Source organism: Arhodomonas sp. KWT2 (assembly GCF_041949875.1).
Taxonomy (GTDB): domain Bacteria; phylum Pseudomonadota; class Gammaproteobacteria; order Nitrococcales; family Nitrococcaceae; genus Arhodomonas; species Arhodomonas aquaeolei.
Genome location: NZ_JBHFPQ010000051.1, coordinates 270,861 through 294,359, shown reverse-complemented (window position 1 = coordinate 294,359; position 23,499 = coordinate 270,861). Strand labels below are relative to the sequence as shown.

At 71.2% G+C, this 23,499-nt stretch carries 27 protein-coding genes; 16 read left to right on the top strand and 11 right to left on the bottom strand.

Going from position 1 to position 23,499, the window contains the following annotated elements:
- Positions 1–141: 141 nt before the first annotated feature.
- The 7 genes from ACEZHJ_RS16780 (at position 142) to ACEZHJ_RS16750 (ending at position 5,646) form a co-directional block, all read left to right on the top strand.
- Positions 142–1,509 (top strand): M16 family metallopeptidase, encoded by a 1,368-nt coding sequence (locus ACEZHJ_RS16780; protein ID WP_375036723.1) that lies wholly within the window; start codon positions 142–144, stop codon positions 1,507–1,509.
- Positions 1,506–2,867: a pitrilysin family protein gene (locus ACEZHJ_RS16775; protein WP_163142666.1), complete on the top strand. Its 1,362-nt coding sequence runs from the start codon at positions 1,506–1,508 to the stop codon at positions 2,865–2,867. The genes ACEZHJ_RS16780 and ACEZHJ_RS16775 overlap by 4 nt, the downstream gene beginning before the upstream one ends.
- The gene (gene rsmD / locus ACEZHJ_RS16770) at positions 2,854–3,423 is read left to right on the top strand and encodes a 16S rRNA (guanine(966)-N(2))-methyltransferase RsmD (protein WP_259199998.1); all 570 of its coding nucleotides are present in this window, start codon (positions 2,854–2,856) and stop codon (positions 3,421–3,423) included. Before ACEZHJ_RS16775 ends, rsmD begins: the two co-directional genes overlap by 14 nt.
- A gap of 4 nt (positions 3,424–3,427) precedes the next feature.
- Positions 3,428–3,919: a pantetheine-phosphate adenylyltransferase gene (gene coaD / locus ACEZHJ_RS16765; protein WP_259199997.1), complete on the top strand. Its 492-nt coding sequence runs from the start codon at positions 3,428–3,430 to the stop codon at positions 3,917–3,919.
- Between the two features lie 210 nt (positions 3,920–4,129).
- Positions 4,130–4,408, top strand: a complete 279-nt coding sequence (locus ACEZHJ_RS16760) for an RNA-binding protein (RefSeq protein ID WP_163144124.1) — start codon at positions 4,130–4,132, stop codon at positions 4,406–4,408.
- Between the two features lie 132 nt (positions 4,409–4,540).
- The gene (locus tag ACEZHJ_RS16755) at positions 4,541–5,173 is read left to right on the top strand and encodes an RNA ligase partner protein (protein WP_259199996.1); all 633 of its coding nucleotides are present in this window, start codon (positions 4,541–4,543) and stop codon (positions 5,171–5,173) included.
- On the top strand, positions 5,170–5,646 hold the full coding sequence (locus ACEZHJ_RS16750; RefSeq protein ID WP_163144194.1) for an OsmC family protein: 477 nt from the start codon (positions 5,170–5,172) through the stop codon (positions 5,644–5,646). The genes ACEZHJ_RS16755 and ACEZHJ_RS16750 overlap by 4 nt, the downstream gene beginning before the upstream one ends.
- Here ACEZHJ_RS16750 and ACEZHJ_RS16745 read toward each other — a convergent pair.
- Entirely contained in the window at positions 5,643–6,779 is a 1,137-nt protein-coding gene (locus ACEZHJ_RS16745; RefSeq protein WP_163140549.1) for an RNA ligase, read from the bottom strand. The two genes, ACEZHJ_RS16750 and ACEZHJ_RS16745, sit on opposite strands and share 4 nt — an antisense overlap.
- 139 nt (positions 6,780–6,918) lie before the next feature.
- Positions 6,919–7,662 (bottom strand): class I SAM-dependent methyltransferase, encoded by a 744-nt coding sequence (locus ACEZHJ_RS16740; protein WP_163140546.1) that lies wholly within the window; start codon positions 7,660–7,662, stop codon positions 6,919–6,921.
- A 130-nt stretch (positions 7,663–7,792) separates the two neighbouring features.
- Between ACEZHJ_RS16740 and phaC the strand changes: the two genes are divergently transcribed.
- The 3 genes from phaC to ACEZHJ_RS16725 all read left to right on the top strand — a co-directional run bounded on the left by phaC (position 7,793) and on the right by ACEZHJ_RS16725 (position 10,771).
- Complete coding sequence (phaC, locus tag ACEZHJ_RS16735; RefSeq protein ID WP_163140544.1) at positions 7,793–9,601, top strand: class I poly(R)-hydroxyalkanoic acid synthase; 1,809 nt, start codon at positions 7,793–7,795, stop codon at positions 9,599–9,601.
- A gap of 76 nt (positions 9,602–9,677) precedes the next feature.
- Positions 9,678–10,541: a DMT family transporter gene (locus tag ACEZHJ_RS16730; RefSeq protein ID WP_163140542.1), complete on the top strand. Its 864-nt coding sequence runs from the start codon at positions 9,678–9,680 to the stop codon at positions 10,539–10,541.
- 2 nt (positions 10,542–10,543) lie between these two features.
- Complete coding sequence (locus ACEZHJ_RS16725; RefSeq protein ID WP_163140540.1) at positions 10,544–10,771, top strand: DUF2835 domain-containing protein; 228 nt, start codon at positions 10,544–10,546, stop codon at positions 10,769–10,771.
- A gap of 4 nt (positions 10,772–10,775) precedes the next feature.
- Here ACEZHJ_RS16725 and sohB read toward each other — a convergent pair whose 3' ends face one another.
- Complete coding sequence (gene sohB / locus ACEZHJ_RS16720; RefSeq protein ID WP_163140538.1) at positions 10,776–11,762, bottom strand: protease SohB; 987 nt, start codon at positions 11,760–11,762, stop codon at positions 10,776–10,778.
- Positions 11,763–11,830: 68 nt separating this feature from the next.
- Between sohB and ACEZHJ_RS16715 the strand changes: the two genes are divergently transcribed.
- From ACEZHJ_RS16715 to ACEZHJ_RS16700, 4 genes are all read left to right on the top strand, one after another.
- On the top strand, positions 11,831–12,151 hold the full coding sequence (locus ACEZHJ_RS16715; protein WP_240466266.1) for a hypothetical protein: 321 nt from the start codon (positions 11,831–11,833) through the stop codon (positions 12,149–12,151).
- Positions 12,152–12,253: 102 nt separating this feature from the next.
- Complete coding sequence (locus ACEZHJ_RS16710; protein WP_163140536.1) at positions 12,254–12,889, top strand: peroxiredoxin; 636 nt, start codon at positions 12,254–12,256, stop codon at positions 12,887–12,889.
- A 153-nt stretch (positions 12,890–13,042) separates the two neighbouring features.
- Complete coding sequence (locus ACEZHJ_RS16705; RefSeq protein WP_259199992.1) at positions 13,043–13,879, top strand: cytochrome c oxidase assembly protein; 837 nt, start codon at positions 13,043–13,045, stop codon at positions 13,877–13,879.
- Positions 13,880–13,907: 28 nt separating this feature from the next.
- The gene (locus ACEZHJ_RS16700; RefSeq protein ID WP_240466263.1) at positions 13,908–14,495 is read left to right on the top strand and encodes an SCO family protein; all 588 of its coding nucleotides are present in this window, start codon (positions 13,908–13,910) and stop codon (positions 14,493–14,495) included.
- A 39-nt stretch (positions 14,496–14,534) separates the two neighbouring features.
- Here the strand turns inward: ACEZHJ_RS16700 and ilvD are convergent, their stop codons facing one another.
- Entirely contained in the window at positions 14,535–16,229 is a 1,695-nt protein-coding gene (gene ilvD / locus ACEZHJ_RS16695) for a dihydroxy-acid dehydratase (protein WP_163140534.1), read from the bottom strand.
- Positions 16,230–16,635: 406 nt separating this feature from the next.
- Between ilvD and ACEZHJ_RS16690 the strand changes: the two genes are divergently transcribed.
- The gene (locus ACEZHJ_RS16690) at positions 16,636–17,157 is read left to right on the top strand and encodes a putative metalloprotease CJM1_0395 family protein (RefSeq protein WP_163140532.1); all 522 of its coding nucleotides are present in this window, start codon (positions 16,636–16,638) and stop codon (positions 17,155–17,157) included.
- Positions 17,158–17,290: 133 nt separating this feature from the next.
- Positions 17,291–18,412, top strand: coding sequence for a cell division protein ZapE (gene zapE / locus ACEZHJ_RS16685; RefSeq protein ID WP_375036722.1), 1,122 nt, complete (start codon positions 17,291–17,293; stop codon positions 18,410–18,412).
- A gap of 10 nt (positions 18,413–18,422) precedes the next feature.
- On the opposite strand, the gene ACEZHJ_RS16680 is transcribed toward zapE, so the two are convergent.
- The 7 genes from ACEZHJ_RS16680 to gspH all read right to left on the bottom strand — a co-directional run bounded on the left by ACEZHJ_RS16680 (position 18,423) and on the right by gspH (position 23,496).
- Positions 18,423–19,220, bottom strand: a complete 798-nt coding sequence (locus ACEZHJ_RS16680) for a type II secretion system protein N (protein WP_163141862.1) — start codon at positions 19,218–19,220, stop codon at positions 18,423–18,425.
- Positions 19,217–19,711 (bottom strand): type II secretion system protein GspM, encoded by a 495-nt coding sequence (gene gspM / locus ACEZHJ_RS16675; protein WP_018716556.1) that lies wholly within the window; start codon positions 19,709–19,711, stop codon positions 19,217–19,219. The genes ACEZHJ_RS16680 and gspM overlap by 4 nt, the downstream gene beginning before the upstream one ends.
- Complete coding sequence (gene gspL, locus ACEZHJ_RS16670) at positions 19,708–20,901, bottom strand: type II secretion system protein GspL (RefSeq protein ID WP_163141864.1); 1,194 nt, start codon at positions 20,899–20,901, stop codon at positions 19,708–19,710. Before gspL ends, gspM begins: the two co-directional genes overlap by 4 nt.
- Positions 20,902–20,971: 70 nt before the next feature.
- Entirely contained in the window at positions 20,972–21,922 is a 951-nt protein-coding gene (gene gspK / locus ACEZHJ_RS16665; RefSeq protein ID WP_163141867.1) for a type II secretion system minor pseudopilin GspK, read from the bottom strand.
- Entirely contained in the window at positions 21,919–22,506 is a 588-nt protein-coding gene (gene gspJ, locus ACEZHJ_RS16660; protein ID WP_163141870.1) for a type II secretion system minor pseudopilin GspJ, read from the bottom strand. The genes gspK and gspJ overlap by 4 nt, the downstream gene beginning before the upstream one ends.
- Entirely contained in the window at positions 22,503–22,907 is a 405-nt protein-coding gene (gene gspI / locus ACEZHJ_RS16655; protein ID WP_018716552.1) for a type II secretion system minor pseudopilin GspI, read from the bottom strand. The genes gspJ and gspI overlap by 4 nt, the downstream gene beginning before the upstream one ends.
- Positions 22,888–23,496, bottom strand: a complete 609-nt coding sequence (gspH, locus tag ACEZHJ_RS16650; RefSeq protein ID WP_259199986.1) for a type II secretion system minor pseudopilin GspH — start codon at positions 23,494–23,496, stop codon at positions 22,888–22,890. Before gspH ends, gspI begins: the two co-directional genes overlap by 20 nt.
- Between the last annotated feature and the right edge of the window lie 3 nt (positions 23,497–23,499).

Here is a 23,499-nt window from a genome sequence, read left to right as displayed (position 1 = left end):
AAAGGGATTGTACTGACCCGGCCACTGGTCACGCTGCCCGTGAGCAGCCGTTGCCAGATGCACGAGCGCTCTCGTGGCCAGCACCCCCGGTGACCGGGCTAGTATCCTATCACCCATTCATCAACGCTGGGCAGCGAGCCAATGATCGCAAGAGCATGGATACTCGGCGGCATGATCGCCGGGCTGCTGACGCTGGCCGTGCCGGCCTCCGCGCAGGACTGGCCGGTCTCCGAGACGCGTCTGGACAACGGGTTGCATGTCATCGTCCGCGAGGATCACCGCGCCCCGGTGGCGGTCTCGCAGATCTGGTACGCGGTCGGCTCGAGCTACGAGTCCCGTCCCCACACCGGGATTTCGCACGTGCTCGAGCACATGATGTTCAAGGGCACGAAGGACCTGAAGCCCGGCGAGTTCTCGGAGATCGTCGCGCGTAACGGCGGCGAGGAGAACGCCTTTACCGGCCGGGACTACACCGCCTATTACGAGCAGCTCGCCGCCGACCGGCTGGAGACGGCGTTCCGGCTGGAGGCCGACCGCATGCACCAGCTGCGCCTCGACCCCGAGGCCTTCCGCAAGGAGCGCGACGTGGTGCTCGAGGAGCGGCGGCTGCGCATCGTCGACCAGCCCGTCGCCGCCTTCGGCGAGCGCTTCAATGCGGTGTCCTACCCGGTGAGCGCCTACCGCCAGCCGGTGATCGGCTGGTCCGAGGACCTTCACGGCCTGGATATCGACGACCTCCGGGACTGGTACCGGCGCTGGTACTCGCCGGCGAACGCGACCCTGGTGGTCGTCGGCGACGTCGAGCCGGAGGCGGTCCTCGCGCTGGCCCGCAAGTACTTCGGCCCCGTCCCCGGCGGCGAGGACCCGCAGCCGCCGGTGGACCGGCACATGAGCGCCCCGGGTGAGCGCCGGCTCACTGCCAGCGACGATCGCGTGCGGGTGCCGCACCTGTCCATGGCCTACGAGGTGCCGTCGGCGGCGACGGCGAAGGACATGGCGGACGTTTATGCCCTGGAGGTCCTCGCCGGGGTGCTCGACGGTGGCGACGGCGCCCGGCTGGCCCAGCGTCTCGTGCGGGATCAGTCCGTTGCCGCGGGAATCGGCGCCGGCTATTCGCCGGTGGCCCGGCTCGACACCCGCTTCAGCATCCAGGCGACCCCGACCCCCGATACCTCGCCGGAGGCCCTGGAGGCGGCGGTGCGCGAGCAGATCGCGGCGCTGCGGCGCGAGCCGGTGGACGCAGAGACCCTGGAGCGGGCACAGAACCAGATCCTCGCCGACCATCTCTATGGCCTGGACTCCATGTTCTATCAGGCCATGCGTATCGGCAGGCTGGAGGTGACCGGTATCGGCTGGGAGTGGCTCAAGGGCTTCGAGGCGGGCATCCGCGACGTCACCGCGGCGGACGTGCAGCGCGTGGCCCGAACCTACCTGACCGACGACCGTCTCGCCGTAGGCGTGCTGCGCCCGGGCGGCGGCGATAGCGACACGGACGAGGAGGCCGAATGATGCGGCGTATCCTGCTGGCCCTGTGCCTGACCCTGGTGGCGAGTGCCCCGGCGTGGGCGGCCCCCGATATCCAGCGCTGGCGCACCGACGACGGCACCCGGGTGGTCTTCGCCGCCACCCATGAGCTGCCCATCGTGGATGTGCGCGTGCTCTTCGACGCCGGCTCCGCCCGGGACGGCGAGCATCCCGGTCTCGCCCGGCTGACCGCCAATCTCCTGCTGGAGGGGGCGGACGGGCTGAGCGCCGGCGGGATCGCGCGGCGCTTCGAGCAGCAGGGCGCGCGGGTGTCCACGGGCAGCGCCCGGGACTCGGCCTGGGTGTCGCTGCGCAGCCTCGCCCGCGACGACAACCTGGGCGCCGCCACGGATCTGCTCGCGCGGGTCCTGGCCGCCCCGGATTTCCCCGAGACCGCCTTCGAACGGGTTCGCGGGCAGATGCAGGTGGCCCTGCGTCATGGACGCCAGGATCCGGGCACGGTCGCCGGGCGCGCGTTCATGAAGGCGCTGCTCGGGGATCATCCCTACGCGAGTCCGCCGGACGGCACGGAGGCCGGACTGAAGGGGGTCACCCGACGGCAGGTCGAGGCCTTCCACCGGCGCTACTACGTGGCCGGCAACGCCACTGTCGCGATCGTTGGTGACATCGACACGGCGCGTGCCCGCGAGATCGCCGCGCACCTTGCCGACGGGCTCGCGGACGGCGAGGCGGCCCCGGCGCTGCCGCCGGTACCGCCGCTGAAGGCGTCCCGGACGGTGCGTATTCCCTTCGACACCAGCCAGACCCACGTGCTCATCGGCGAGACGACACCGGCGGCCCGGGGCGACGAGCGCTGGCCGGCACTGTATCTGGCGAACCACGTCCTCGGTGGCGGTGGGCTGGTGTCCGTGCTCGCCGAGCGCATGCGCGAGCAGCGGGGGCTGTCCTACAGCTCGTCGAGCTCGGTGACCGCCGCCGCGGCGGGGGGGTGGTTTCAGGTCGGCACCCAGGTGCGCAATGACCGCCTCGACGATGCCCTGAAGGTGCTGCGGGAGAGCATCGACGAGTTCCGGTCCAAGGGGCCGGATGCCGACCGCCTGGCGCTCGCGCGCTCGAACATCACCGGCAGCTTCCCCCTCAGCCTGGACAGCAACCGGGACCTTGTCGGTTACCTCGGCATGATCGGCCTGTACGGGTTGCCGACGGACTATCTGGCGCGTTTCCCGCAGCGTATCGATGCGCTCGGGCGCGAGCGGGTGGCCGAGGTGGTCTCCCAGGTGCTCTCGCCGGGCCACCGCGTGACGGTGCTGGTCGGTCCCGCGGGGGTGATCGGTGCCGACACGGCGGGGGATGCCGACGGGGAAGACGGTGGCGGCGCGTAACCGGCTGCGCATCGTCGCCGGCGAGTGGGGCGGGCGGCGGCTGCCGTTCCCGGACGCCCGGGGTCTGCGTCCCACCGCCGAGCGCGTGCGCGAGACGCTGTTCAACTGGCTGCGTGCCGAGGTCGCCGGCGCACGATGTCTGGACCTGTTCGCCGGCAGCGGTGCCCTGGGCCTGGAGGCCGCCTCCCGCGGGGCGCGGGAGGTGGTCTGCGTGGAGCGCTCGCGGCGGGTCGCCGGTGTCCTGCGGGAGAACGTCGAGCGGCTCGACGGCGGCGGGCGCGTCAGCGTCGCCGTGGCGGACGCGCGGCGTTACCTGGACGGGCCGGCGTCCCCCTTCGATCTCGTATTCCTTGATCCACCGTTCAGCTCGTCTATCATCGACCCCGTTTGTGCCGGGCTGGAGGCCGGGGGATGGCTTTCGCCCCGGGCCTTCGTCTACGTGGAGCGCGCTCTCCATGGTCAGGCGGTGACGGTGCCGGCATCATGGGGCCTGTGGCGCCACGGCAGCGCCGGCGACGTCGACTACCGGCTCTACCAGCGCCAGATCGAGGAGTGAGACGATGACCATCACCGCGGTGTACCCGGGCACGTTCGACCCCGTCACCAACGGGCACAGCGATCTGGTGGAGCGCGCCGCGCGGCTGTTCAGCCACCTGATCGTCGGCGTTGCGGGCTATCCCAGCGCGAGCAAGCGCCCGGTGTTCACCCTCGAGGAGCGCGTCGCGCTGTGCGCGGACGTCCTCGGCCACCTGCCCAACGTCGAGGTGCGTCCGTTCGAGAGCCTGCTCGCGGATTTCGTCAACGAGTGCGGGGCCCAGATCATCCTGCGCGGCCTGCGTGCGGTCTCCGACTTCGAGCACGAGTTCCAGCTCGCGAGTATGAACCGCCAGCTCGTCCCCGGCGTCGAGACGATGTTCCTCACCCCGGCGGAGCAGTATGCCTATATCTCCTCCAGCCTCGTGCGCGAGGTCGCCGCTCTCGGCGGCGATGTGACCCGCTTCGTCCACCCCCGCGTCCAGCGGGCGCTGGACCAGCGCATGGCGCGCAGCTGAGCGGCTCTGCGCTACCGCCCGGCGGCGCACCGGCGCCGTCGTCAATTTGTAATTGCAAACCGCCCGGGAAACGCTTACTGTCGACCCCGGTGCGCCTGGAAGGGCGTGCCACGGTGGCGTTCTACATTATGGAAGTGCGTCGCCTAGCAAGACTTGATGTTTGAGCTACCGGACCCGGAGCGGCCGGTAGGGAAGATGAGTGTAGTTACGATGAAATCGATTTACGTGGGCAACCTGCCCTTCAGTGCCTCCGAGGACGAGGTCCGTGACCTGTTCGCCGCTTACGGCGACGTCAACGAGGTTCGCCTCATCACGGATCGCGAGACCGGTCGTCCGCGCGGCTTCGGCTTCGTGCGCATGGCCCCCTCCGAGGCGGATGCTGCCATCGAGGCGCTGAACGGCACCGAGCTCGGCGGCCGCACCCTGCGCATCAACGAGGCGCAGGACCGCAAGCCGGCCGGCGGCGGTCGCGGCCCGCGCCGCTTCTAAGCTCCGCATACGTTGCGGAGCGGCCTGAAAAGGCCCACACCGACGCCCGCGCCGGCTTGCCGACGCGGGCGTCGCGTATTCTGACCCCCGCCATCGCGTTCCCATGCCCGGCGTCTCGACCCAGGAGGCCGCATGAACCACACCGACGCGATCGTGCTGGATACCAGTATCTTCACCAATCCCGAGGTGGCCCGCGTCTTCGGTGACGATGCCACCGCGGCGGTCAACCGGTTCGTCGAGCTCGCCCGTGAGGCCGCGCCGCGGCTGACCTGCTACATGCCGCCCTCGGTGATGGACGAGCTCACCCATTTCGCCGACCCGGAACGGCTGCCGCCGGACCTGGAGCTGGTGGTCCACCTGCAGGCCCCGCGCCGGCACGACCTGCGCGTGCCCGGGCTGTTCCTCTACGAGCTCATCGAGGATATCCGCACGCGCATCGATCGCGGCCTGCGGGTCGCGGAGAAGGCGGTGCGCGAGGTCGAGTCCGGCAGCGTCGAGCGCACGGTGCGCTGGCTGCGCGGCCACTACCGGGAGGCGCTGCGCACCGGGCTGCTGGATTCCACCGAGGACCTGGACGTCATCCTGCTCGCCGTGGAGCTCGGCGCTGCCGTCACCTCGGCGGACCGGGGCCTGATGCAGTGGGCGGAGAAGGGTGGTCTGCGGCTGATGCCCGCCGAGCGGCTGCACGGGCTGATGGTCCACCTGGCGGGCGGGTCGGGAGACGGGGGCGACAGTCGAACGATCAGGAAGGACGGAGCCGAATGAGCGGAAGCAGGACACACAACTACCGGGTCGATCTCACCTGGCAGGGCAACCGCGGTACCGGCACCAGCGATTACCGCGTCTACGGGCGCGAGTACGTCATCGCCGGCGCGGACAAGCCGGTCCTCACCGGTTCCGCCGATCCGGCCTTTCTCGGCGACTCTGCCCACTACAATCCCGAGGAGATGCTGGTGGCGGCGCTGTCGGCCTGCCACATGCTGTGGTACCTGCACCTGTGCGCGGACGCCGGGGTCGTCGTGACCGCCTATGAGGACGGCGCGAGCGGCGCCATGGCGCGGGTCGGCGACGGCCTTCAGTTCACGGAGGTGGTCCTCGCACCCCGGGTCGCGCTGACCCCGGGTGCCGACCGTGAGCGGGCCCTGGCGTTGCACGGGGAGGCCCATGCGCGCTGTTTCATCGCCCGTTCGGTGAACTTCCCGGTGCGCTGCCGCCCGGAGATCCGCCCGGACGCCTAGTCGAACACCGGTACGCCCCGGCGCAGGCTGGCGAGCCGCGAGGTGGAGCGGCGGAAGACCTTGCGGAAGGTGACCACCCAGTGCCGGCCGTCGTGCTCCCGGGATTCCTCCACGGCGCGGATGGTGCGTGAGCCGTGGTTGAGGTGGGCGAGCAGGGCGTCGGCGCTGGCGGCCTCGCGCAGCCGCACCGTGTGCCGCTGGACCAGCTCTCCCGAGGCCTCGACCTCGTCCAGTGCCCGGCTGAAGCCCTCGGCGAGCTCGCGGCCGAAACACTCGCCCAGCTCGGTTATCCGTTCCGCCTGGCCCAGCTCGCGGGCGGCCATGACCATGCGCACCAGGCGCTGGGTGTAGAACGCGCCGGGCAGCTCCAGCTCCAGTGCGGCCTCGCTGGCCGCGTCGACCACGTTGATGCCCGGGCAGACGTATTTCGCGCGCAGGCCGGCACCGGCGGGCTTGAGCACGATGCCTTCCGCACCCTCGCCGTCGAGCCGCCGGACCTCCGCCTTGAGCGCATCGATCTCGCCGGGGCCGAACACGCCCAGCCGCGGGGCGTGGGGGATGTCGGCGTCGGCGAGCAGGCGGTCGCGCCCCGACAGCTCCTCGAAACCCGCGCTGTCCAGGCGCAGCACATCGAAGACGAAGGCGCGGACGTCCTCGCCGCCCCGGGGGGAGGCGACATCCATGTATGGATTGCCCGCACCGGCGATCTCCGTGCACAGCACGCCGTCCGGACAGGCGTCGAAGAAGCGGGCCAGCGCGGCCGGGTCGATGAGCTCCGGGAGCCGGTCCATGGTGAAGGGGCAGGGGCGTCCGCTGCGGGTGACCGCGGCGATGCCGTCGCCGGCGCGGAAGATGCGCGCGTTGTAGCCGTCGATCTTCTCCTCGACGTGGCAGGGGGCGTCGAAGTTGGTGCGCATGCCCGCGGCCAGGGAGAAGATGCGGGCGATGTGGGGATAGTCCGGCACCACGCGCCCCGCCACGCGCAGCAGGCCCCGGGGCATGCCCCGCCAGTCCTCCGTGAGCCGGACCCACTCCACGCCGAGGTGCTCGAAGCGCTCGGCGCTGCCGGCCGCCAGGGCCTGCTCGAAGCGCTCCGGCGCCGGTGCCTGCGGATGGCGTTTGCGTGCGCTCATCGACCCCTCCCGGCGTCGCCTCCACCCCCGGCCTTTCCCGCCGGTCCGGATAGCGTAGCCGTGAACGCATTGTGACACGAGCGCCCGCACCGGTTCGCCGGTGACGGGCCCGCGCTTCGCGCGCCCCGCAGCGGCCCCGTTATCCGGTAGGCAGATAGACGTCGAAACGCGTGCTCCGGCCGGTGAGGCTGTGGTGGGGGCGGCGTCCGGCCAGCGGCGGTGCATGTCGGTGGCGCTTGACGACGACCCGCTGTGTGGCGGCGCCGCGGGCGGCGTCCAGCAGCGCGTCGGCGTCGGTGTCCGGACCGAGCAGGGCCTGGAGGAGCTGCATCTCCTTGCCGGCGAGCGCCTTGCGCCGGCCGGCGTCGTACATGGGGTCCAGGTAGACGATGTCCGCGGTGTGGCTGTCGAGATACGCGGCGGCCTCGCCGGTCACCAGCGCCAGCCGGGCGGCTACCGGCGCGGTGGCCGGAGCCGTTCCGGCCCGGCGCAGGGCGTCGCTGAGCAGTGCGGCCACTATCGGCGAGCGCTCCACCATGGTCACCTGCGCGCCCAGTCCGGCAAGCAGGCCGGCGTCGCGGCCGGCCCCGGCGGTGGCGTCGATGATCCGCGGTGTGCCGCCGCCGCGCAGGCCGCAGGCGCGTGCGATGTGCTCGTTGCCGGCGCTTGCCTGCCGGCCCCGGCGGCCGAGGCTCGTGGCGGCGGGGTCAAGCACGAGCCGCAGCCGCGGCGGAGTGGCGCGGCAGAGCGCGAGCGCCTCGCCGTCCCAGTGCAGGTACAGGCCGGTCTCCGGCGGTGCCGCCAGCACCGGGCAGCCGGGTGGTGCCGCGGCGGTGCCGGCGGTGGTGACGATGCCCTCAACGGGTGCGGGGGAGACGGTCATGGGGTGATGTTGGTCGCGTTGTTGCCGTGCAGTATGATCCATTGAAGGCGGATGCCGCACTACATCCAGTATGCCGTAACGGGGCCATCCGCTGGCGCCCGACCCTGGCCACGACCGAGGTGTTTGCACAATGGCGGAGAATCAGACAGGGACCCCGACCGAGGTCGATCCGGAGGAGCTGGCCCGCTCGCTCGCGCAGATCGCCGAGAAGAGCCAGCAGCTGGTCAAGGACTTCATCGCCCGGCAGGAGGGCAGCCAGCTCAGCATGGACGACGCCCTGCATATGAGCCGGCTGTTCCAGGACCTCTACGGCCGCCTGATGTCGGACCCGATGGCGCTGGCCCAGGCGCAGATGGCGTTCTGGCAGGACTACATGGCGCTCGTGCAGAGCACCACGCTGCGGCTCTGGGGACTGGAGGCGGAACCGGTGCGCGAGCCCGACGCGAAGGACAAGCGTTTCCGTCACGAGTCCTGGGAGGAGAGCCCGGTCTTCGACTTCCTCAAGCAGTCCTATCTGCTCACCGCTGACTACATCCACAACACGGTGAAGAACGTCGACGGCCTCGACGAGAAGACCGCCCGGCAGATCGACTTCTACACCCGGCAGTATATCGACGCGATGTCGCCGTCGAACTTCCTTGCCACCAACCCGGAGGTGCTCCAGAAGACCGTCGAGACCCGCGGCCAGAATCTGCTGCGGGGGCTGAACAACCTCCTCGAGGACCTGGAGCGGGGCGGCGGCAAGCTCAACATCCGCATGACCGACCCCAACGCCTTCGAGGTCGGGCGCGACCTGGCGGTCACTCCGGGCAAGGTCGTCGCGGAGACGGACCTCTGCCAGGTCATCCAGTACGCCCCGGCCACGGAGGAGGTCGCCCGGCGGCCGGTGCTGTTCGTGCCGCCGTGGATCAACAAGTACTACATCCTTGACCTCCGGCCCAAGAACTCGCTGATCCGCTGGCTCGTGGAGCAGGGCCAGACCGTGTTCACCATCTCCTGGCGCAACCCGGACGCCTCACTCGCCGAGAAGGGCTTCGAGGACTACATGCACGAGGGTGTGCTGGCCGCCATGGACGCTGCCGGGAAGGCGACCGGGGAGTCGGAGATCAACATGGTCGGCTATTGCCTGGGCGGCACCCTGCTCGCCTCGACCCTGGCCTATCTCAAGGCGAAGGGTGACGAGCGCGTGAACAGCGCGACCTTCCTCACCAGCCTCATCGATTTCGAGCAGCCCGGCGAGCTCGAGGTGTTCATCGACGAGGAACAGCTCGCCATGCTCGAGCGCCAGATGAACGAGATCGGCTACCTGCCCGGTCAGCAGATGGCGGCGACCATGTCGAGCCTGCGTGCCAACGACCTGATCTGGTCGTTCTTCGTGAACAACTACCTCCAGGGCGAGGATCCGTTCCCCTTCGACCTGCTGTACTGGAACCAGGACAGCACCAACATGCCGGCGCGCATGCATGCCTTCTATCTGCGCAACATGTACCTGGAGAACCGCCTGCGCGAGCCCGGCGGCATTACCCTGGACGGCGTGCCCATCGATGTCTCCAGCGTGGACGTGCCGGCGTTCTTCATCTCCACCAGGGACGACCATATCGCCCCCTGGAAGGCCACCTACCAGGGGGCGCGTCTGCTCGGAGGCTCGACGAAGTTCGTGCTGGGCGGTTCGGGCCACATAGCGGGGATCGTGAATCCGCCGGAGAAGAACAAGTACGGCTACTGGACCAACCGGAATATGCCGACGGACCCGGACAAGTGGCTCGACGGTGCGACCTATCACGAAGGGTCCTGGTGGCCGGAGTGGCTGCGCTGGCTGGCCCAGAAGGGGGGTGGCAAGGTCGCCGCACGCACCCCGGGCGGCGGGCGGCTCACGCCCATCGAGGATGCCCCCGGGCGTTACGTGCGCGAGCGTAACGACGACCCCGGCGACGCCTGAGCCGGTATCGGCGGGGCCGCCCCGCCGGCGGCAGGGACGCCGCTCTCCCGACACCCACCCGATCCGGAGTCAGCCCTTGTCATCCCCCGTGCGCGGCCTGGTGCAGGTCAACGTCTCCGTCCTGCTGCTGGGCCTGGTGCCGCTTTTCGCCAAGCTCGTCGACCTGGACGCGGTGGGCATCATCGCCTGGCGCTCGTTCGTCGGCGCGCTGGCGCTCCTCGCCTGGCTGGCCGTGTGCCGCGAGCGCGGCTGGTGGCTCGCCTCCGGGCGCGACCGCCTCCTGGTGGTGGTGCTGGGCGTGATCATGGCGGTGCACTGGACCGCCTATTTCCACGCCATCCAGGTGGCCACCGTGGCGGTGGCCGTGGTCTCGATGTTCACCTGGCCGGTGATGGCCGTGCTCATCGAGCCGCTGTTCCACGGAGGCGGCTGGCACCCGCGGGACCTCGCGCTCGCGGTGCTCGCCCTCGCCGGCGTGGCGCTGGTGGTGCCGGACTTCTCGCTGGACTCCGGCCAGCTCGCCGGTGCCCTCTGGGGGCTGTTCTCGGCGCTGCTGTTCGCGCTGCGCAACGTGCTGCACCGCCACTACCTCACCCGCTACCCGGGCACCGTGACCATGGCCTGGCAGCTGGTGGTGATCTGCGTGTGCCTGGCGGCGTTCGTCCAGCCGCCCGCATCGACCACCGACGCCGGGCTGCTGGTACTCCTCGGTGCGGTGTTCACCGCCTGCGCCCACAGCCTGTTCGTGGCGAGCATGCGTTATCTCCCGGCCAAGAGCGCGGGCATGATCTCCTGTCTCCAGCCCGTCTACGGGATCACCGCCGCCGCACTGGTGCTCGGCGAGGTGCCCCCGCCGCTCGCCGTGGTCGGTGCGGCCCTGGTGCTGACGGTGGCGGTTGCCGAGACCGTAGGGCTGCCCGCGCGGAGCCGGGGGGGCTGAGCATGCCGGTGCTGACCCTGCGTCTCGCCATCTCGCGTTCGGAGTGGCTGAGCTATTACCGCGGCGACGCCCGGGATGTCGTGGCCCGTGCCGAGGACGGCCGCCGTGTGCGTTTCCCGGCGAGCGTGCTGCACCGGCACGCCACCCATGACGGCATCCATGGACGTTTCGAGCTCGCCTACGGGGACGACGGGCGCTTCGTCGCCCTGCGCCGCCTGACGCCGGGGTGAGGGCTCAGGCGCGCAGCCGGGTCAGGGCCGATTCGAGGACCAGTGACAGTCGTCGCGACAGGGGCTCGCGGCGCTGCCAGGTGAGCTCGATGAGCTCCATGCGCTCGGCGCGATCGAGCAGCAGGTCGTCGCTGGTGCCCACTGCGTCCACGAGTCCCAGTTCCCGCGCCTGGCTGCCGAGCCAGTACTCGCCGGTGGCCACCCGGGCGACGTTCAGGCCGGGGCGATAGCGGGCGATGTGCTGCTTGAACAGTCCGTGCACCGCGTCGAGCTCCTCGCGGAACTTCGCCCGGCCGGCGTCGGTGTTCTCGCCGAACACGCTGAGGGTGCGCTTGTACTCGCCGGCGGTATGCAGCTCGTAGTCGACGTCGTGACGCTTGAGCAGGCGGTGGAGATTGGGGAGCTGGGCGACCACCCCGATGGAGCCCACGATGGCGAACGGGGCGGCGACGATATGGTCGGCAACGGCCGCCATCAGGTAGCCGCCGCTGGCGGCGATGCGGTCCACGCACACGGTCAGGCGCACGCCGTTCTCGCGCAGGCGCGCGAGCTGGGAGGCGGCAAGGCCGTAGCTCGGGACCGTGCCGCCGCCGCTCTCCAGGCGCAGCACGACCTCGTCGTCCGAGCGGGCGGTCCGCAGCACCGCGCTGACCTCCTCGCGCAGGTTCTCCACGGCGCTTGCACGGATGTCGCCGTCGAAGTCGAGCACGAACACCCGCGGCAGCCGGGCTTCGCCGTCGCCGCCACCCCGCCGGCGCTGGCGCCGGCCTTCCCGGCGCAGTCGCCGCCGCGCCTTGCGCGACGGGGCGAGGACCCGCTCGATGCCCCGGCGCATCTCCTCGTAGCGCTCGTTGAGCCGGCGTACCCGCAGGCTGTCGCGTTCGCCGCGTCCGCCCCGGCTGCGCGTGGCGATCACGATCACGGCCACGAGTGCGAGCACGATCGTCGCCAGCTCGGCGAGAAACAGGGCGTAGTCCTGAAAAACGGCCATAATTCCCCTTGTACCGGTGTCGCTCCGCCCCCATCGTTGCCGGCAGTATACGGGGCGGGAGGGACGTCATGCAGCATCCGCGGACGCAGGCGCCGCCGGTCTCCGTGACGGTGGCGGGTACGGCGATGTACACCCTGCGGCAGATCGACGAGTGGCTCGGGCGGCCGAAGGGCACGGCCTTTCGTGCCTTCAAGGCATTGCGCCGTGAAGGCGGCCTGCTCGAGGGGCGGGACTTCCTGCGCCTCGACGCCGACGGGCACGGAGGCTGGATCGAGCAGCGGCGTGCGCAGGGACAGGTCTACCGGAGCACCATTCATGTCGTGGTGTTCACCGCGGAGGCCGTAGAGCGGCTGCATGGGCGGGTGACGAATATTCCCGATAGAGGTTAGCCTAAAACGAATTATTCTTTTTTGTTATATTGCGGCCGCTGCTAGAGTCGGCAGTGGCTTCTTCACGAACGACGTCACAGGGACACATCCAAGGAGGTCGACATGGCACTTCGCATCGGCGACACCGCCCCCGATTTCACCGCGTCCACGTCCGAGGGGACGATCAACTTCCACGAGTGGGGCGCCGGCAGCTGGGTGGTGCTCTACAGCCATCCCGCGGACTTCACCCCGGTGTGCACCACCGAGCTCGGCCGCACCGCCAAGCTCAAGGACGAGTTCAACAAGCGCGGCGTCAAGGCAATCGCGCTGTCGGTGGACTCCGTCGACGACCACAAGAAGTGGATCGACGACATCAACGAGACCCAGGGTACCCAGGTCAATTTCCCGATCATCGCGGACGAGGACCGCAAGGTCTCCGAGCTCTACGACATGATCCACCCCAACGCGGACGCCTCGGCGACCGTGCGTTCGGTGTTCATCATCGACCCGAACCACAAGATCCGCGCCACCATCACCTACCCGGCGTCCACCGGCCGTAACTTCGGCGAGATCCTGCGGGTGATCGACTCCCTGCAGCTTACCGACAACTACGGCGTGGCCACCCCGGTGGACTGGGTCGACGGCGAGGAGTGCGTCATCGTCCCGAGCATCTCCGACGAGGACGCGAAGCAGCGCTTCCCCAAGGGCTGGAAGGAGCTGCGCCCCTACCTCCGGCTGACCCCGCAGCCGAACAAGTAAGCGGCGGCAGCCGCTTCCGCACCGGGCCCGCCGGTCCCTTCACCGGGAACGGCGGGCCCCGGCTGATCCGCTGCCCGCCCGGGTGCTATCATCACCGCTCCTTTCGGTGGTCTACGCCCGGCAATGGCCTTATTCCCGGAAATACTGGGTGCGTTGGCACCCTACGAGTGGCAGCCCCTGGTCACCCTGGTGGTGGGCGGGGCGCTGGTGCTGTTCCTGCGCGGCCTGGCCGCCGGGGCCGGGCCCGGCTTCTGGCGGGTGGCGGCCTTCCTGCTCGGTCTGGCGTTGATGTATGCGGTCACCCAGACCCGCTACGACTACTATGCGCAGTACGTCTTCTTCATCCATCGCCTCCAGCACCTGGTGCTCCACCACGTGGCGGCGGTGCTCATCGCCCTGGCCAATCCGTTGCCGGTGCTGGCCGCGGGCACGCCGGCGGGGCTGCGCGAGCGGGTGATCCGGCCGCTGTGGCGGACCCGGCCGGTGCAGTGTGTCTACCGCACGTTGCAGTTCCCGCCTGTCGCCGCGCTCGTGTTCGTCGGCCTGATCTACTTCTGGCTGATCCCCTCGATCCACTTCGATGCCATGCTCAGCCGCGACCTCTACGCGCTGATGAACTGGAGCATGGCCGTCGACGGCATCCTGTTCTGGTGGCTGGCGCTGGATCCGCGGGCGCCGGGGCCGGGGCACTACAGCGTCGGCTTCGGCAAGCGCTGTCTGATGCTCGCGGCGGTGGCCTTCCCCCAGATCGTGCTCGGGGCCTACATCGTGTTCGCCGACAGCGACATCTACCAGATCTACGATGTCTGCGGGCGCCCCTGGCCCATCAGCGCCTCCACCGACCAGACCATTGGCGGCGCGCTTACGTGGATCCCGTCGGCGATGATGAGCGTGCTCGGCGTGGTCATCGTGCTCGCCTTCTGGCACCGCCATGAGCGGGGCGCCGCGGCCCGGGCGCGGAACGCGCCGGCGTCCACGGCATCCACCTGATTACGGGAAAACGATCGAGGTCCGACCCATGCGAGAGATGCGAACGGCAGCGGTGACGGCGATGCTGGCCCTGGTGCTGGTGGCCTGCGCCAGCGGCGACTGGCGCACCAAGGACATCTCCGGGATGATGCCCGAGCTTGCCTTCAGCCTGACCGACGAGAACGGCCAGTCGGTCACCGCGGAGGACTATCGCGGCAAGGTGACGCTGCTGTTCTTCGGTTACACGTTCTGCCCGGATGTCTGCCCGGTCACCCTTGCGCGGCTGAGCCGGATCCTCGGTGAGCTGGACGACGACGCCCGCCGGGACGTGCAGGTGCTGTTCGTGAGCGTGGACCCGCGGCGGGATACGCCGGAGCGACTGCGCGCCTACACCAGCGCCTTCGGCGGCGACTTCATCGGTCTGACCGGGACCCAGGACCAGCTGAAGGCGCTGAACAAGCGCTACCGCGTCACCTACGGTTACGGCGAGGCGGACGAGGACGGCAACTACGTGGTCTCCCACAGCGGCGCGGTTTTCGTGTTCAACCGCGCCGGCGAGGCGCGGCTGCTGGTCCGCGACAGCGACCCGGTGGAGGCGGTGCTCGCGGACCTGCGCCGGATCATCCAGTCCGGCTGAGCCCGCCGGCCCGTCACGGGCCGGCGGGTGGGCGGCGGGTCACAGCTCCGGGAAGAGGTCCCGGTCGGTGACCGCGCCGTAGCACGCGGAGCTGACCAGCTTCGCGTACTTGCCGAGCACGCCGCGGCGGTAGTTCGGTGGCCGCGGCTGCCACGCCTCGCGGCGGCGGGCCAGGGTGGCCTCGTCGATGTCCAGCGAGAGCAGGTTGCGGTCGGCGTCGATGGTCACGGTGTCGCCCTCCTCGACCAGGGCGATGGTGCCGCCCACCGCGGCCTCCGGCGCCACGTGGCCGACCACCATGCCGTAGGTCCCGCCGGAGAAGCGCCCGTCGGTGATCAGACCCACCGAGTCGCCGAGCCCGCGGCCGATGATCGCCGAGGTCGGGGCGAGCATCTCGCGCATGCCGGGGCCGCCCTTCGGCCCCTCGTAGCGGATCACCAGCACATCGCCCGCCTGGATCCGGTCCGCGAGGATGGCCTCCATGGCCTCCTCCTCGGAGTCGAACACCCGCGCCGGGCCGCTGATGCGGCGCTTCTTGATGCCGGTGACCTTGGCCACGGCGCCTTCCTCGGCGAGGTTGCCGCGGAGGATGGCGAGGTGGCCGTGCTCGTAGACCGGGTCACTGAAGGGGTGGATGATGGACTGCTCCGCTGGCGGCTGCCCGGGCACGTCCGCGAGCAGGTCCGCCAGTGGCTCGCCGGTGATGGTCAGGCAGTCGCCGTGGAGCAGGCCGTTGGCAAGGAGGATCTTGAGCACCTGCGGGGTGCCGCCGACGGCGTGGAACTCCGTCGCCAGGTACGTGCCGGAGGGCTTGAGGTCGCAGAGCACCGGCACCCGCTGGCGGATGCGCTCGACGTCGTCGATGGAGAAGTCCACCTCGGCGGCCTGGGCGATCGCGAGCAGGTGGAGCACCGCGTTGGTGGAGCCGCCCACCGCCATCACCAGGGTGAAGGCGTTCTCGAATGCCTTGCGGGTCATGATGTCGCGGGGCAGGCGCTGGTGGCGGATCGCGTCGACCAGCACCTCGCCGGCGCGCTCGGCCACCTCGCGGGCCTCATCGTCCTCGGCGGCGACGGTGGAGGAGCCCGGCAGGCTCATGCCCATGGCCTCGAACGCCGACGACATGGTGTTGGCCGTGTACATTCCGCCACAGGAGCCGGCGCCCGGGCAGGCGTTCTTCTCGATGGCGTTGAGCTCCTCGTCGGACATGTTGCCCGCCGCATGCTGGCCCACCGCCTCGAAGGCGCTCACCAGGTTGAGCGTGCGGCCCTCGTAGTAGCCGGGCTTGATGGTGCCGCCGTAGACGAAGATGCCGGGGATGTTCAGCCGGGCCAGGGCGATCATGGCGCCGGGCATGTTCTTGTCGCAGCCGCCGGTGGCGAGGATCCCGTCCAGGCGCTGGCCGTTGCAGACGGTCTCGATGGAGTCGGCGATGACCTCGCGGGAGACCAGCGAGAACTTCATCCCCTCGGTGCCCATGGAGATGCCGTCGGAGATGGTGATGGTGCCGAACTTCACCGGCATCGCGCCGGCACGCTTGAGCGCGGCCTCCGCGCGCTCGGCCTGGGCACCGATGCCGAGGTTGCAGGGGGTGATGGTGGAGTGGGCGTTACCGACACCGACGATGGGCTTGTCGAAGTCCTCGTCGGTGAAGCCCACGGCACGCATCATCGCCCGGTTGGGCGTGCGTGCCACCCCCTGTGTGATCACTCGGCTTCGGCGGTTGTCGGCCATGGTTGTTCCTCGCTGGCTTTCTCGGCGTGAGCGGATGGTGCTCGGGGACGAGCGTTTCCGAAACGGATTAACTGGCTCTTCTCAAAGGTATTGTCGTGTGCCGGAGCGGGTCGGAGGCCGGGCGCATCCGCGCCCGCGCGGCTCACGTCGAGCGGCTGCGGCGCCGCCGTTCCCGCCGGGCCGGTCCGTGCGCCGCCGCCGCGTTGTCCAGCGCGCATGTCGCCCGGCCACACCGGGCGGCTCGTGCGTCCTGCCGCGTCGGCGGACGGATCGGCTGACGCATGACAATTGTTCTGAGAAGATTAGTAAGTTACGAGAACTGGCGGAATCAGGCAATGCACGGCCCTTGCCTCGTGGCCGGGGGCGTGAATAATGACCCCTTCGGGGCAGGCGCCGGCGAACGGTCATGGCATCTATCGGTCCACCGGCAGTATCCATCGGCAATGGCCAGCGCACCGATGTCCGGGCAATGGGCCGGGCGCGCGAGCTCGCCGTCAGGGATCGCGAGGTGCGCGCCCACGAGCGGGCGCATCAGGCGGCTGGCGGCGCCCACGCCGGTGCCATCAGCTATGACTACCGGCGCGGCCCTGACGGCCAGCGCTATGCCGTCAGCGGCGAGGTGGCGCTGGATCTCTCCCGTGAGGAATCGCCCGGCGCGACCCTGCAGAAGATGCAGCAGGTCCGTCATGCGGCGCTGGCGCCGGCGTCGCCGTCGGCGGCCGACCGCCGTATCGCGGCCGCCGCAGCGGCGCGGGCGAACGACGCCCGCGCGGAGCTCGCCCGCGGCGGCAACGGCGCGCTGGTGCAGCGTGATACCCCCGCCGGCGATGCGGCGGGCGGTGGGCCCACCGGCCGTTACGCCGAGGTCGCCGCCATGACCGGCGGCGAGCTCATGCGTCTCGGCGGCCGCCTGGACCTCAGCGCCTGAGGCCGTCCCGACATACTTGCCGATCCGTTCAACGGCAATGCCGCGCGCGTGGTCCGGCCCGGCGTGCTCCCGACGCGCGTGTCCCCCGGCATTCGGGGCCCGGTTGACCGGATCCGTCCAACCAGGAGGCAGAATGGGCAGTCCCCGCGCGCGCTACGAGCAGGCGCTGCGACGCGACGATTTCGTGCACGATCCCGCCCAGGCCCGGGCGGTGGATGCCCTCGAGGGGCTCTACCAGCGACTGTGCGCCGCCGGCCCGCGGCCGGAGCCGGCCGGCGGGGGGCTCGGCGGGCTGTGGCGGCGGCTGCGCGGCGCGCCGGAGACCGTGGAGCCGGAGACCGGCGTGTACCTCTGGGGCAGTGTCGGCCGGGGCAAGACCTGGCTGATGGATATCTTCTACGAGAGCCTGCCCTTCGAGGCGCGGCGGCGGCTGCACTTCCACCGCTTCATGCGCGCCGTGCACACCCGGCTGAAGACGCTCAAGGAACGCCAGGATCCGCTGGACATCATCGCCGAGGAGTGGGCCGCGGACACCCGGGTGCTGTGCTTCGACGAGTTCTTCGTCTCCGATATCGCCGACGCCATGCTCCTCGCCGGCCTGCTCCAGGGGCTGTTCCGGCGCGGGGTAACCCTGGTGGCGACCTCCAACATCCCGCCCCACGAGCTCTATTGGGACGGGCTGCAGCGGGAGCGTTTCGTCCCGGCGATCGAGCTGCTCGAGCGTCACACCGAGGTGATCCCCGTCGACGGTGACACGGACTACCGCCTGCGCTTCCTCGAGCAGGCGGAGATCTATCACACGCCGCTGGACGCCGAGGCGGATGCGGTGCTCACCCGGGACTTCGACCATGTGCGCCCGGACGGCGGCGAGGTGACCGACGAGACCGTGCTGGAGGTGGAGGGCCGGGAGATCCCGGTGCGGCGCGTGGCGGACGGGGTCGTGTGGTTCGCCTTCGATGCCGTCTGCCGGGGGCCGCGCAGCCAGAATGATTACATCGAGATCGCCCGCCAGTTCCACACGGTGGTGATCTCCGACATCCCGGTGTTCGATCGCGACAGCGAGGATGATGCCCGGCGCTTCATCAATCTTGTGGACGAGTTTTACGACCGCGGGGTCAAGCTGATCTGCTCCGCCGCCGACGAGCCGGATTCGCTCTACCGGGGGCACCGCCTGGGTTTCGAGTTCGAGCGCACCGCGAGCCGCCTCACCGAGATGCAGTCGCGCAGCTACCTCGCCCTGCCTCACCGGCCCTGACCGGGGCGGTTCAGTCGCCCGCGTTCTGGCTGGCGCGGACGCCGGAGCGGTCGCCGCTTGCCTCCAGCACCGTCGTGCCGTCGGGGTTGGCGAGGTTCAGCCGGCGGGCGAGGGCGCGTCCCGCCTCCTCGCGGCCGGGGCGCGGGGCGAGCTCCAGGCGGGCATGGAAGGTGCCGTCCGCGGTAACGTCCGCCTTGCCGTCGACCGTGAGTACGCCGCCGTCGGCGGACAGGGTCGCGGTGATGCCGCCGTTCCCGCCGGGCGCAAGATCGAGGGTGAGCGTGCCGAGCGGATAGTGCTCGCCCAGGTTCAGCGCCGCCGATTCCCAGCGCAGGCGCCCGTCGGCGGTGACCGGCCGGCGCCCGTCGACCACCAGGCGACGCAGCGTGGCGTCGAGGATGCCGTCCACGGTGAAGGCCAGGCCGCCGCGGCGGGCCCAGTCGAGCACGGTGTCCACGTCCAGGCGGGCGAGGGCGTCGCGGACCTCGACGCGGCCGCCGGGCGCGGCGGCGAGCTGCGCGGCGAGGTCACCGTTGTCGCCGCGGGCGCGGAGCGTCGCCTCCAGCCGGCCGCCGAGCAGGGCTGCCGGGTGAATCCGCCACTCCACGCCGTGCAGGGTGGTGCCGCGGTAGGTTAGCCCCGTGGCACGGCCGGACCAGACCGTGCCTTCCGGTTCGTGCAGACGTACCGGCACGATGTCCCCCGCCACGGACCAGGCGACCCGGGCGGGGAGGGTGATGGCGGTGGTGACCAGGGCACCGAGGAGGAACAGGGCGAGTAGCCCGATACGCCGGCCCCAACGCCTCACGGAGACGGCCCCTGGAGCACCAGCCGGGCGTCGACGCGCCCGGGCGTGCCGGTGGCCCGGAACGAGGCGGAGCCCGCCTGTATCCCGTGGCTGTCGCGCAGGCCGGCGAGCCAGGGCACGAGGCCGTCGAAGGCGGCGCCGTTGAGGGTGACGCGGGCCTCCGCGTTGCCGGCGGGCTCGATCCGCTCCAGTGCCTCGCCGAGGCCGGCCTGCCGGGCGCTCTCCTCGACGAGGACGTAGACCGCCCTCGGGTCCGTGTGCTCCGCTCCCCCGGCCTGCCGGCGCTGCCGCAACGCCTCCGCCTCGCCGGCGTGCGCGCGCATCCACGCAAGATCGGTCTCGGCGGCGGCCAGGCGGTCGTGCAGCGCCGGCCCCGCCTGGCGCGGCGGCAGCCACAGGCCGAAGAACCAGGCGATCACGGCGAGCGCGACGGCGCCGGCGATCAGGATGCGCCGGTCGCGGGGGGCGAGGTCGTGCCACCAGCGCCTCATGAGCCCGTCTCCACGTGCAGCCGGCCGCTGACGCCGTCGGCCTCGCGGGTGACGTTGCGTACCTCGACGGTGAGCCCGGCATCGGCGAGGCGCCGCTCCAGGGCGTCGACGCCGGCGAGCTCTGCAGTCTGAACGGCGAGCTCGGCACCGCCCTCCCCCCAGGTCAGGCCGGTGAGCCGCACCGGGCCCATCACGGGCGCGACGCGGGTCAACAGGGGCAGCAGGCCCGCCGCCGCGCTGCCGCCGCCGCGCAGGGCGGCGAGCCGGCTCTCCATCTGCCGGCGCGGGTACACCGGCGTGCCGGCGTCCGGGAATGCCTCCGTGAAGATCGACGCAATATCGGCCTCCCGTGCGGCAATGGTCTGCTCCAGGTGCCACTGCGCCAGCCATCCCCGGGCCGTGTCCGCCAGCATTACCACCGCGAGCAGGATCGCCGCAGTGCGCCAGACCCGCCAGCGCCGCCGCCAACGGCCGGTGCCCCCGGTGTCCACCGGCCGCAGCCCGATGGCATGGCGGGTGTCCAGGTTCTCGGCGAGCAGGGCGGGGACGTCGGTGACCGTGTGGCGCTCCGCCTCCGGCGCCACCTCCGGCAGGGGCAGCGTCGCGCCGGGGGTGAGGTAGGCCACCAGCCGTGGCGGGGCGTCGTCGCCGGCCTCGCTCAGGGCGGCCTCCAGGAACAGTGCGAGGACGTCGCTCTCGCAGGCGAAGCCGGTCTGGACCCCGGTGCGTACCAGCGCCCGGTCGCCGGCGACCAGTATCGTCCACGCGTGCTCGTGGCGGGGCAGCGCGAGGTAGTCCGGGTAGATCTGCTCGGCGTGGATGCCGGCCCGGGCGAGCCGCTCCTCCCAGGCCTGAAGGGCGCGTGCGGCGACCACCGCGACGTGGACCTCGCCGGCGGCGTTGCGCTCGCCGAGCAGGAAGTGCAGTGCCTCCACGTCCTCGCTGAGCTGATCCTCCATGGCCCAGGGCACCGCCTGGGCCATGCGCTGGCGGCTGCGCACGGGCATGGCCACCCGGGTGGTGAGCACCGCGGTCCCGGGCGCCAGGGCGTAGACACGCCGCGAGCGCGCCAGAGCTGCGGGGTCATCCTCCGGGCCGGCCCCGGTCAGCCGGCCCTGGGCATCCAGGCAGCGTGCGGCCAGGGGCGCGTCCGCGTCGGCGGCGATTTGGACGATCAATCGCGGGCGCATTCGCCTGACCTTCCGTTAGAGCGAATCCCTTTATCCGTATTGTCACCGAAAACCCGGGGAGCGCCAATGTTCACGGCGGCGTCTCGCCGCGGTAGATCACCTCGATCGGTCCGTCCGTCGTGCGGTGTATCACCGAGTAGTGCGTGGCGTTAACGCGGCCCAGCGAGACCCGGGCGGTCACCAGGAAATAGTCGCTGTCGACCCTCAGCCAGGTCCGTGGCAGCTCCGGCTGCGCCAGTGAGGGGGCGAGCTGCAGGGCCGCCTCGACGCTGGTGAGGGTGGTGTCCCTGCGGCCAGCGACGAGGGCACGAACGTCGCCGGCGGCGACGTCCGGGTGCAGCGCTGCCAGCAGCTCCGGCGGGGCGGTGTTGAGGTTGATGCCCTCGGCCTCGACGGGCAGGGCGGTGACCCGGCCCTGCAGGGCGGCGAGGACGGCGTCGTCGACGCCGCGGATCAGGCGCAGCCCGGAGGCACCGGCCAGCGGGGCGTTGGCCGCGCGGTACGGCGGCTGCTGGCGGGTGTAGAAGTCGTCCTCGGCGCCGCCGGGGAAGCCGGGCTGGAGGTCGTCGTCGATCCAGTCCTCGATCGCCGGCGCGATGCCCGCCGCCGGCGCGGTGGGCACCGCCGCGCCCACCAGGCGCTCCAGCGCGGCGGCGGCCAGGCGCCGGCGCTGCTCGTCGCCGGCGGCGAGGGCATTGAGATTGAGCCGGCCCTGGAGGTCCTCGATGGTCACGGTGATGGTCGCGCCGCCCTCGTTTACCGGCGGGAGCTCGCCATACCAGGCGTCGCCGGCGCCGTCGGCGTCGTTGTCGCCGCGGTCGCGGGCGAGGATGTCGACGGCCACGGCCTCGGCGGCGAGGGCGTACTGCCACGCCTGGCCGTCGGCGACGACGTTCTGCGTGCGCCGGATCGCGAGGTGGCCCTGCCACAGCAGCGCGGTGGCCGCGGTGGCCGCCAGCGCGGTGATCAGCACCGCGGTGATCAGGGCGACGCCACGCTGCCGGTATCGGGATGCGCTCATGGCAGCAGGAACACCCGGCGTAGAATGCCGTATTGGGGGTGGCGCAGGCTCACGGCGACCGCGCGGGGCAGCACCGGCACGTCGGTGTCGGCGTTGGCCGGCGGCGGCCAGGTCGGCTGCCAGTCATCGAGCAGGAAGCGGAAGCCGACCTCGGTGACCCCGTCGAGGAGGACCGTCCGCGTGACCTGCGGCTCGTAGGGGCTGTCCATCATCGCGTAGCGCTCGCGCACCAGGGCGCCGTCGCGCACCGCGTAGGCGATGCGTTCGAAGTGGCTGCGTCGGCGTCCCAGCGGGTTGGGGCGGCCGCCGTGCACGAGCATGAGGGTATCGCCGTCGGCGTGCAGCGGCACCTGCGGGTCGCCGCGGCGGTCGCGGTAGCCCCGGAGCGGGGTGGCGCTGCGGAAATCCCGGGCCATGACGGTGAACGCCGTCTGCACCGAGGCCAGGCGGGCGGTCTCGGTATCGACGCGTTCCCGGGTGTCCATCACCGTCGCGAGCCCGCCGTAGGCGATCACTGAGACCACCGCGAAGATCGCCACTGCCACCAGCAGCTCGATCAGGGTGAAGCCGCCGCCCCGGTTCACGGCTGCAGCCCCGGATCGCGGAGCACGCCCTGCAGCGTCGTTACCGTGCGTTGCGGGTCGGCGGGGGCGGCCACCGCGATGCGTACCCGGCGGACGTGCTCGAACTGGGTGGCCTCGACGGTGACGGTCAGCGGCCACTCGCGGCCGGCGAACGTCCGCCGCTCGGTGCGCCGGCCGGTGGCCCAGACGCGCCGGGCCTGCATCTCGGCGAGGCGGTTGTCCGCGATCCAGTGTGCGAAGGTGCGCTCACGCAGGCCGCCGGCGGCGTCCGCGGAGAGGGTGGCGGCGCGCACCGCCGCGGCCAGGGCGATGGCGAGCACGGCCAGGGCGACGAGCACCTCCACCAGGGTAAAGCCGTCTCCGCGGGACGGTCCGTGCCGTTCACCCCGCCGTGTCGCCATCGCTGGGGCCCTCCAGCCGGAGCTCGCCGTTGATGCGCCCGACGATGCGCCAGGCGGTGTCCGTGCCCTCATCGGTCACCACGAGGGTGAAGGGGCTGATCTCGCCGCTGGGGTAGAGCACGACCGCCGGGCCCGTCGCGGGGGGCTCCGAGTCCGGCGCGCGGCCGTCGTCGTCCGGCGTCACCGTCAGGCTCGTCTGACCGGGCAGGGCGGTGTCGGCGAGGACGGTGTCGCCGGTCAGCGCGCTCCAGCCGTCCGGGGTGGCGCGGGCAAAGCGGTAGCCCGTTTCGGTGGTGACCAGGGCGATGGGGGTGCCGTTGAGCACGCTCTCCTCGCCGGCGAGCTCGAGGCGGGCGAGTAGCCGTTCGGCGCTGCGCTGTGCCGTCCTGTCGCCGCCGTCACCCAGGCGGATGAGCGCGAGCGAAAGCACGATGCCGATGATGACCAGCACCACCAGCATCTCCAGCAGGGTGAAGCCGTGGCGGCGGGTGGCCGCCGGGTGCCCCCCGGGAAACCGGACCGCGTCCGCCAGCGCGCCGTCGCCATGGCGGCTGGGGCCGGATGCCAGTGACACCATCGGCCGGGTCACGAC

Bases quoted from the DNA above. Each gene is read 5' to 3' on its own strand.
- gspI (WP_018716552.1), bottom strand. From the start codon at position 22,907: ATGGCGACACGGCGGGGTGAACGGCACGGACCGTCCCGCGGAGACGGC.
- ACEZHJ_RS16780 (WP_375036723.1), top strand. From the start codon at position 142: ATGATCGCAAGAGCATGGATACTCGGCGGCATGATCGCCGGGCTGCTG.
- ACEZHJ_RS16760 (WP_163144124.1), top strand. From the start codon at position 4,130: ATGAAATCGATTTACGTGGGCAACCTGCCCTTCAGTGCCTCCGAGGAC.
- ACEZHJ_RS16755 (WP_259199996.1), top strand. From the start codon at position 4,541: ATGAACCACACCGACGCGATCGTGCTGGATACCAGTATCTTCACCAAT.
- ACEZHJ_RS16775 (WP_163142666.1), top strand. From the start codon at position 1,506: ATGATGCGGCGTATCCTGCTGGCCCTGTGCCTGACCCTGGTGGCGAGT.
- gspK (WP_163141867.1), bottom strand. From the start codon at position 21,922: ATGAGCGCATCCCGATACCGGCAGCGTGGCGTCGCCCTGATCACCGCG.
- gspM (WP_018716556.1), bottom strand. From the start codon at position 19,711: ATGAGGCGCTGGTGGCACGACCTCGCCCCCCGCGACCGGCGCATCCTG.
- sohB (WP_163140538.1), bottom strand. From the start codon at position 11,762: ATGGCCGTTTTTCAGGACTACGCCCTGTTTCTCGCCGAGCTGGCGACG.
- phaC (WP_163140544.1), top strand. From the start codon at position 7,793: ATGGCGGAGAATCAGACAGGGACCCCGACCGAGGTCGATCCGGAGGAG.
- ilvD (WP_163140534.1), bottom strand. From the start codon at position 16,229: ATGGCCGACAACCGCCGAAGCCGAGTGATCACACAGGGGGTGGCACGC.
- zapE (WP_375036722.1), top strand. From the start codon at position 17,291: ATGGGCAGTCCCCGCGCGCGCTACGAGCAGGCGCTGCGACGCGACGAT.
- ACEZHJ_RS16750 (WP_163144194.1), top strand. From the start codon at position 5,170: ATGAGCGGAAGCAGGACACACAACTACCGGGTCGATCTCACCTGGCAG.
- ACEZHJ_RS16710 (WP_163140536.1), top strand. From the start codon at position 12,254: ATGGCACTTCGCATCGGCGACACCGCCCCCGATTTCACCGCGTCCACG.
- ACEZHJ_RS16700 (WP_240466263.1), top strand. From the start codon at position 13,908: ATGCGAGAGATGCGAACGGCAGCGGTGACGGCGATGCTGGCCCTGGTG.
- ACEZHJ_RS16715 (WP_240466266.1), top strand. From the start codon at position 11,831: ATGCAGCATCCGCGGACGCAGGCGCCGCCGGTCTCCGTGACGGTGGCG.
- ACEZHJ_RS16745 (WP_163140549.1), bottom strand. From the start codon at position 6,779: ATGAGCGCACGCAAACGCCATCCGCAGGCACCGGCGCCGGAGCGCTTC.
- coaD (WP_259199997.1), top strand. From the start codon at position 3,428: ATGACCATCACCGCGGTGTACCCGGGCACGTTCGACCCCGTCACCAAC.
- ACEZHJ_RS16740 (WP_163140546.1), bottom strand. From the start codon at position 7,662: ATGACCGTCTCCCCCGCACCCGTTGAGGGCATCGTCACCACCGCCGGC.
- ACEZHJ_RS16690 (WP_163140532.1), top strand. From the start codon at position 16,636: ATGGCATCTATCGGTCCACCGGCAGTATCCATCGGCAATGGCCAGCGC.
- ACEZHJ_RS16725 (WP_163140540.1), top strand. From the start codon at position 10,544: ATGCCGGTGCTGACCCTGCGTCTCGCCATCTCGCGTTCGGAGTGGCTG.
- gspL (WP_163141864.1), bottom strand. From the start codon at position 20,901: ATGCGCCCGCGATTGATCGTCCAAATCGCCGCCGACGCGGACGCGCCC.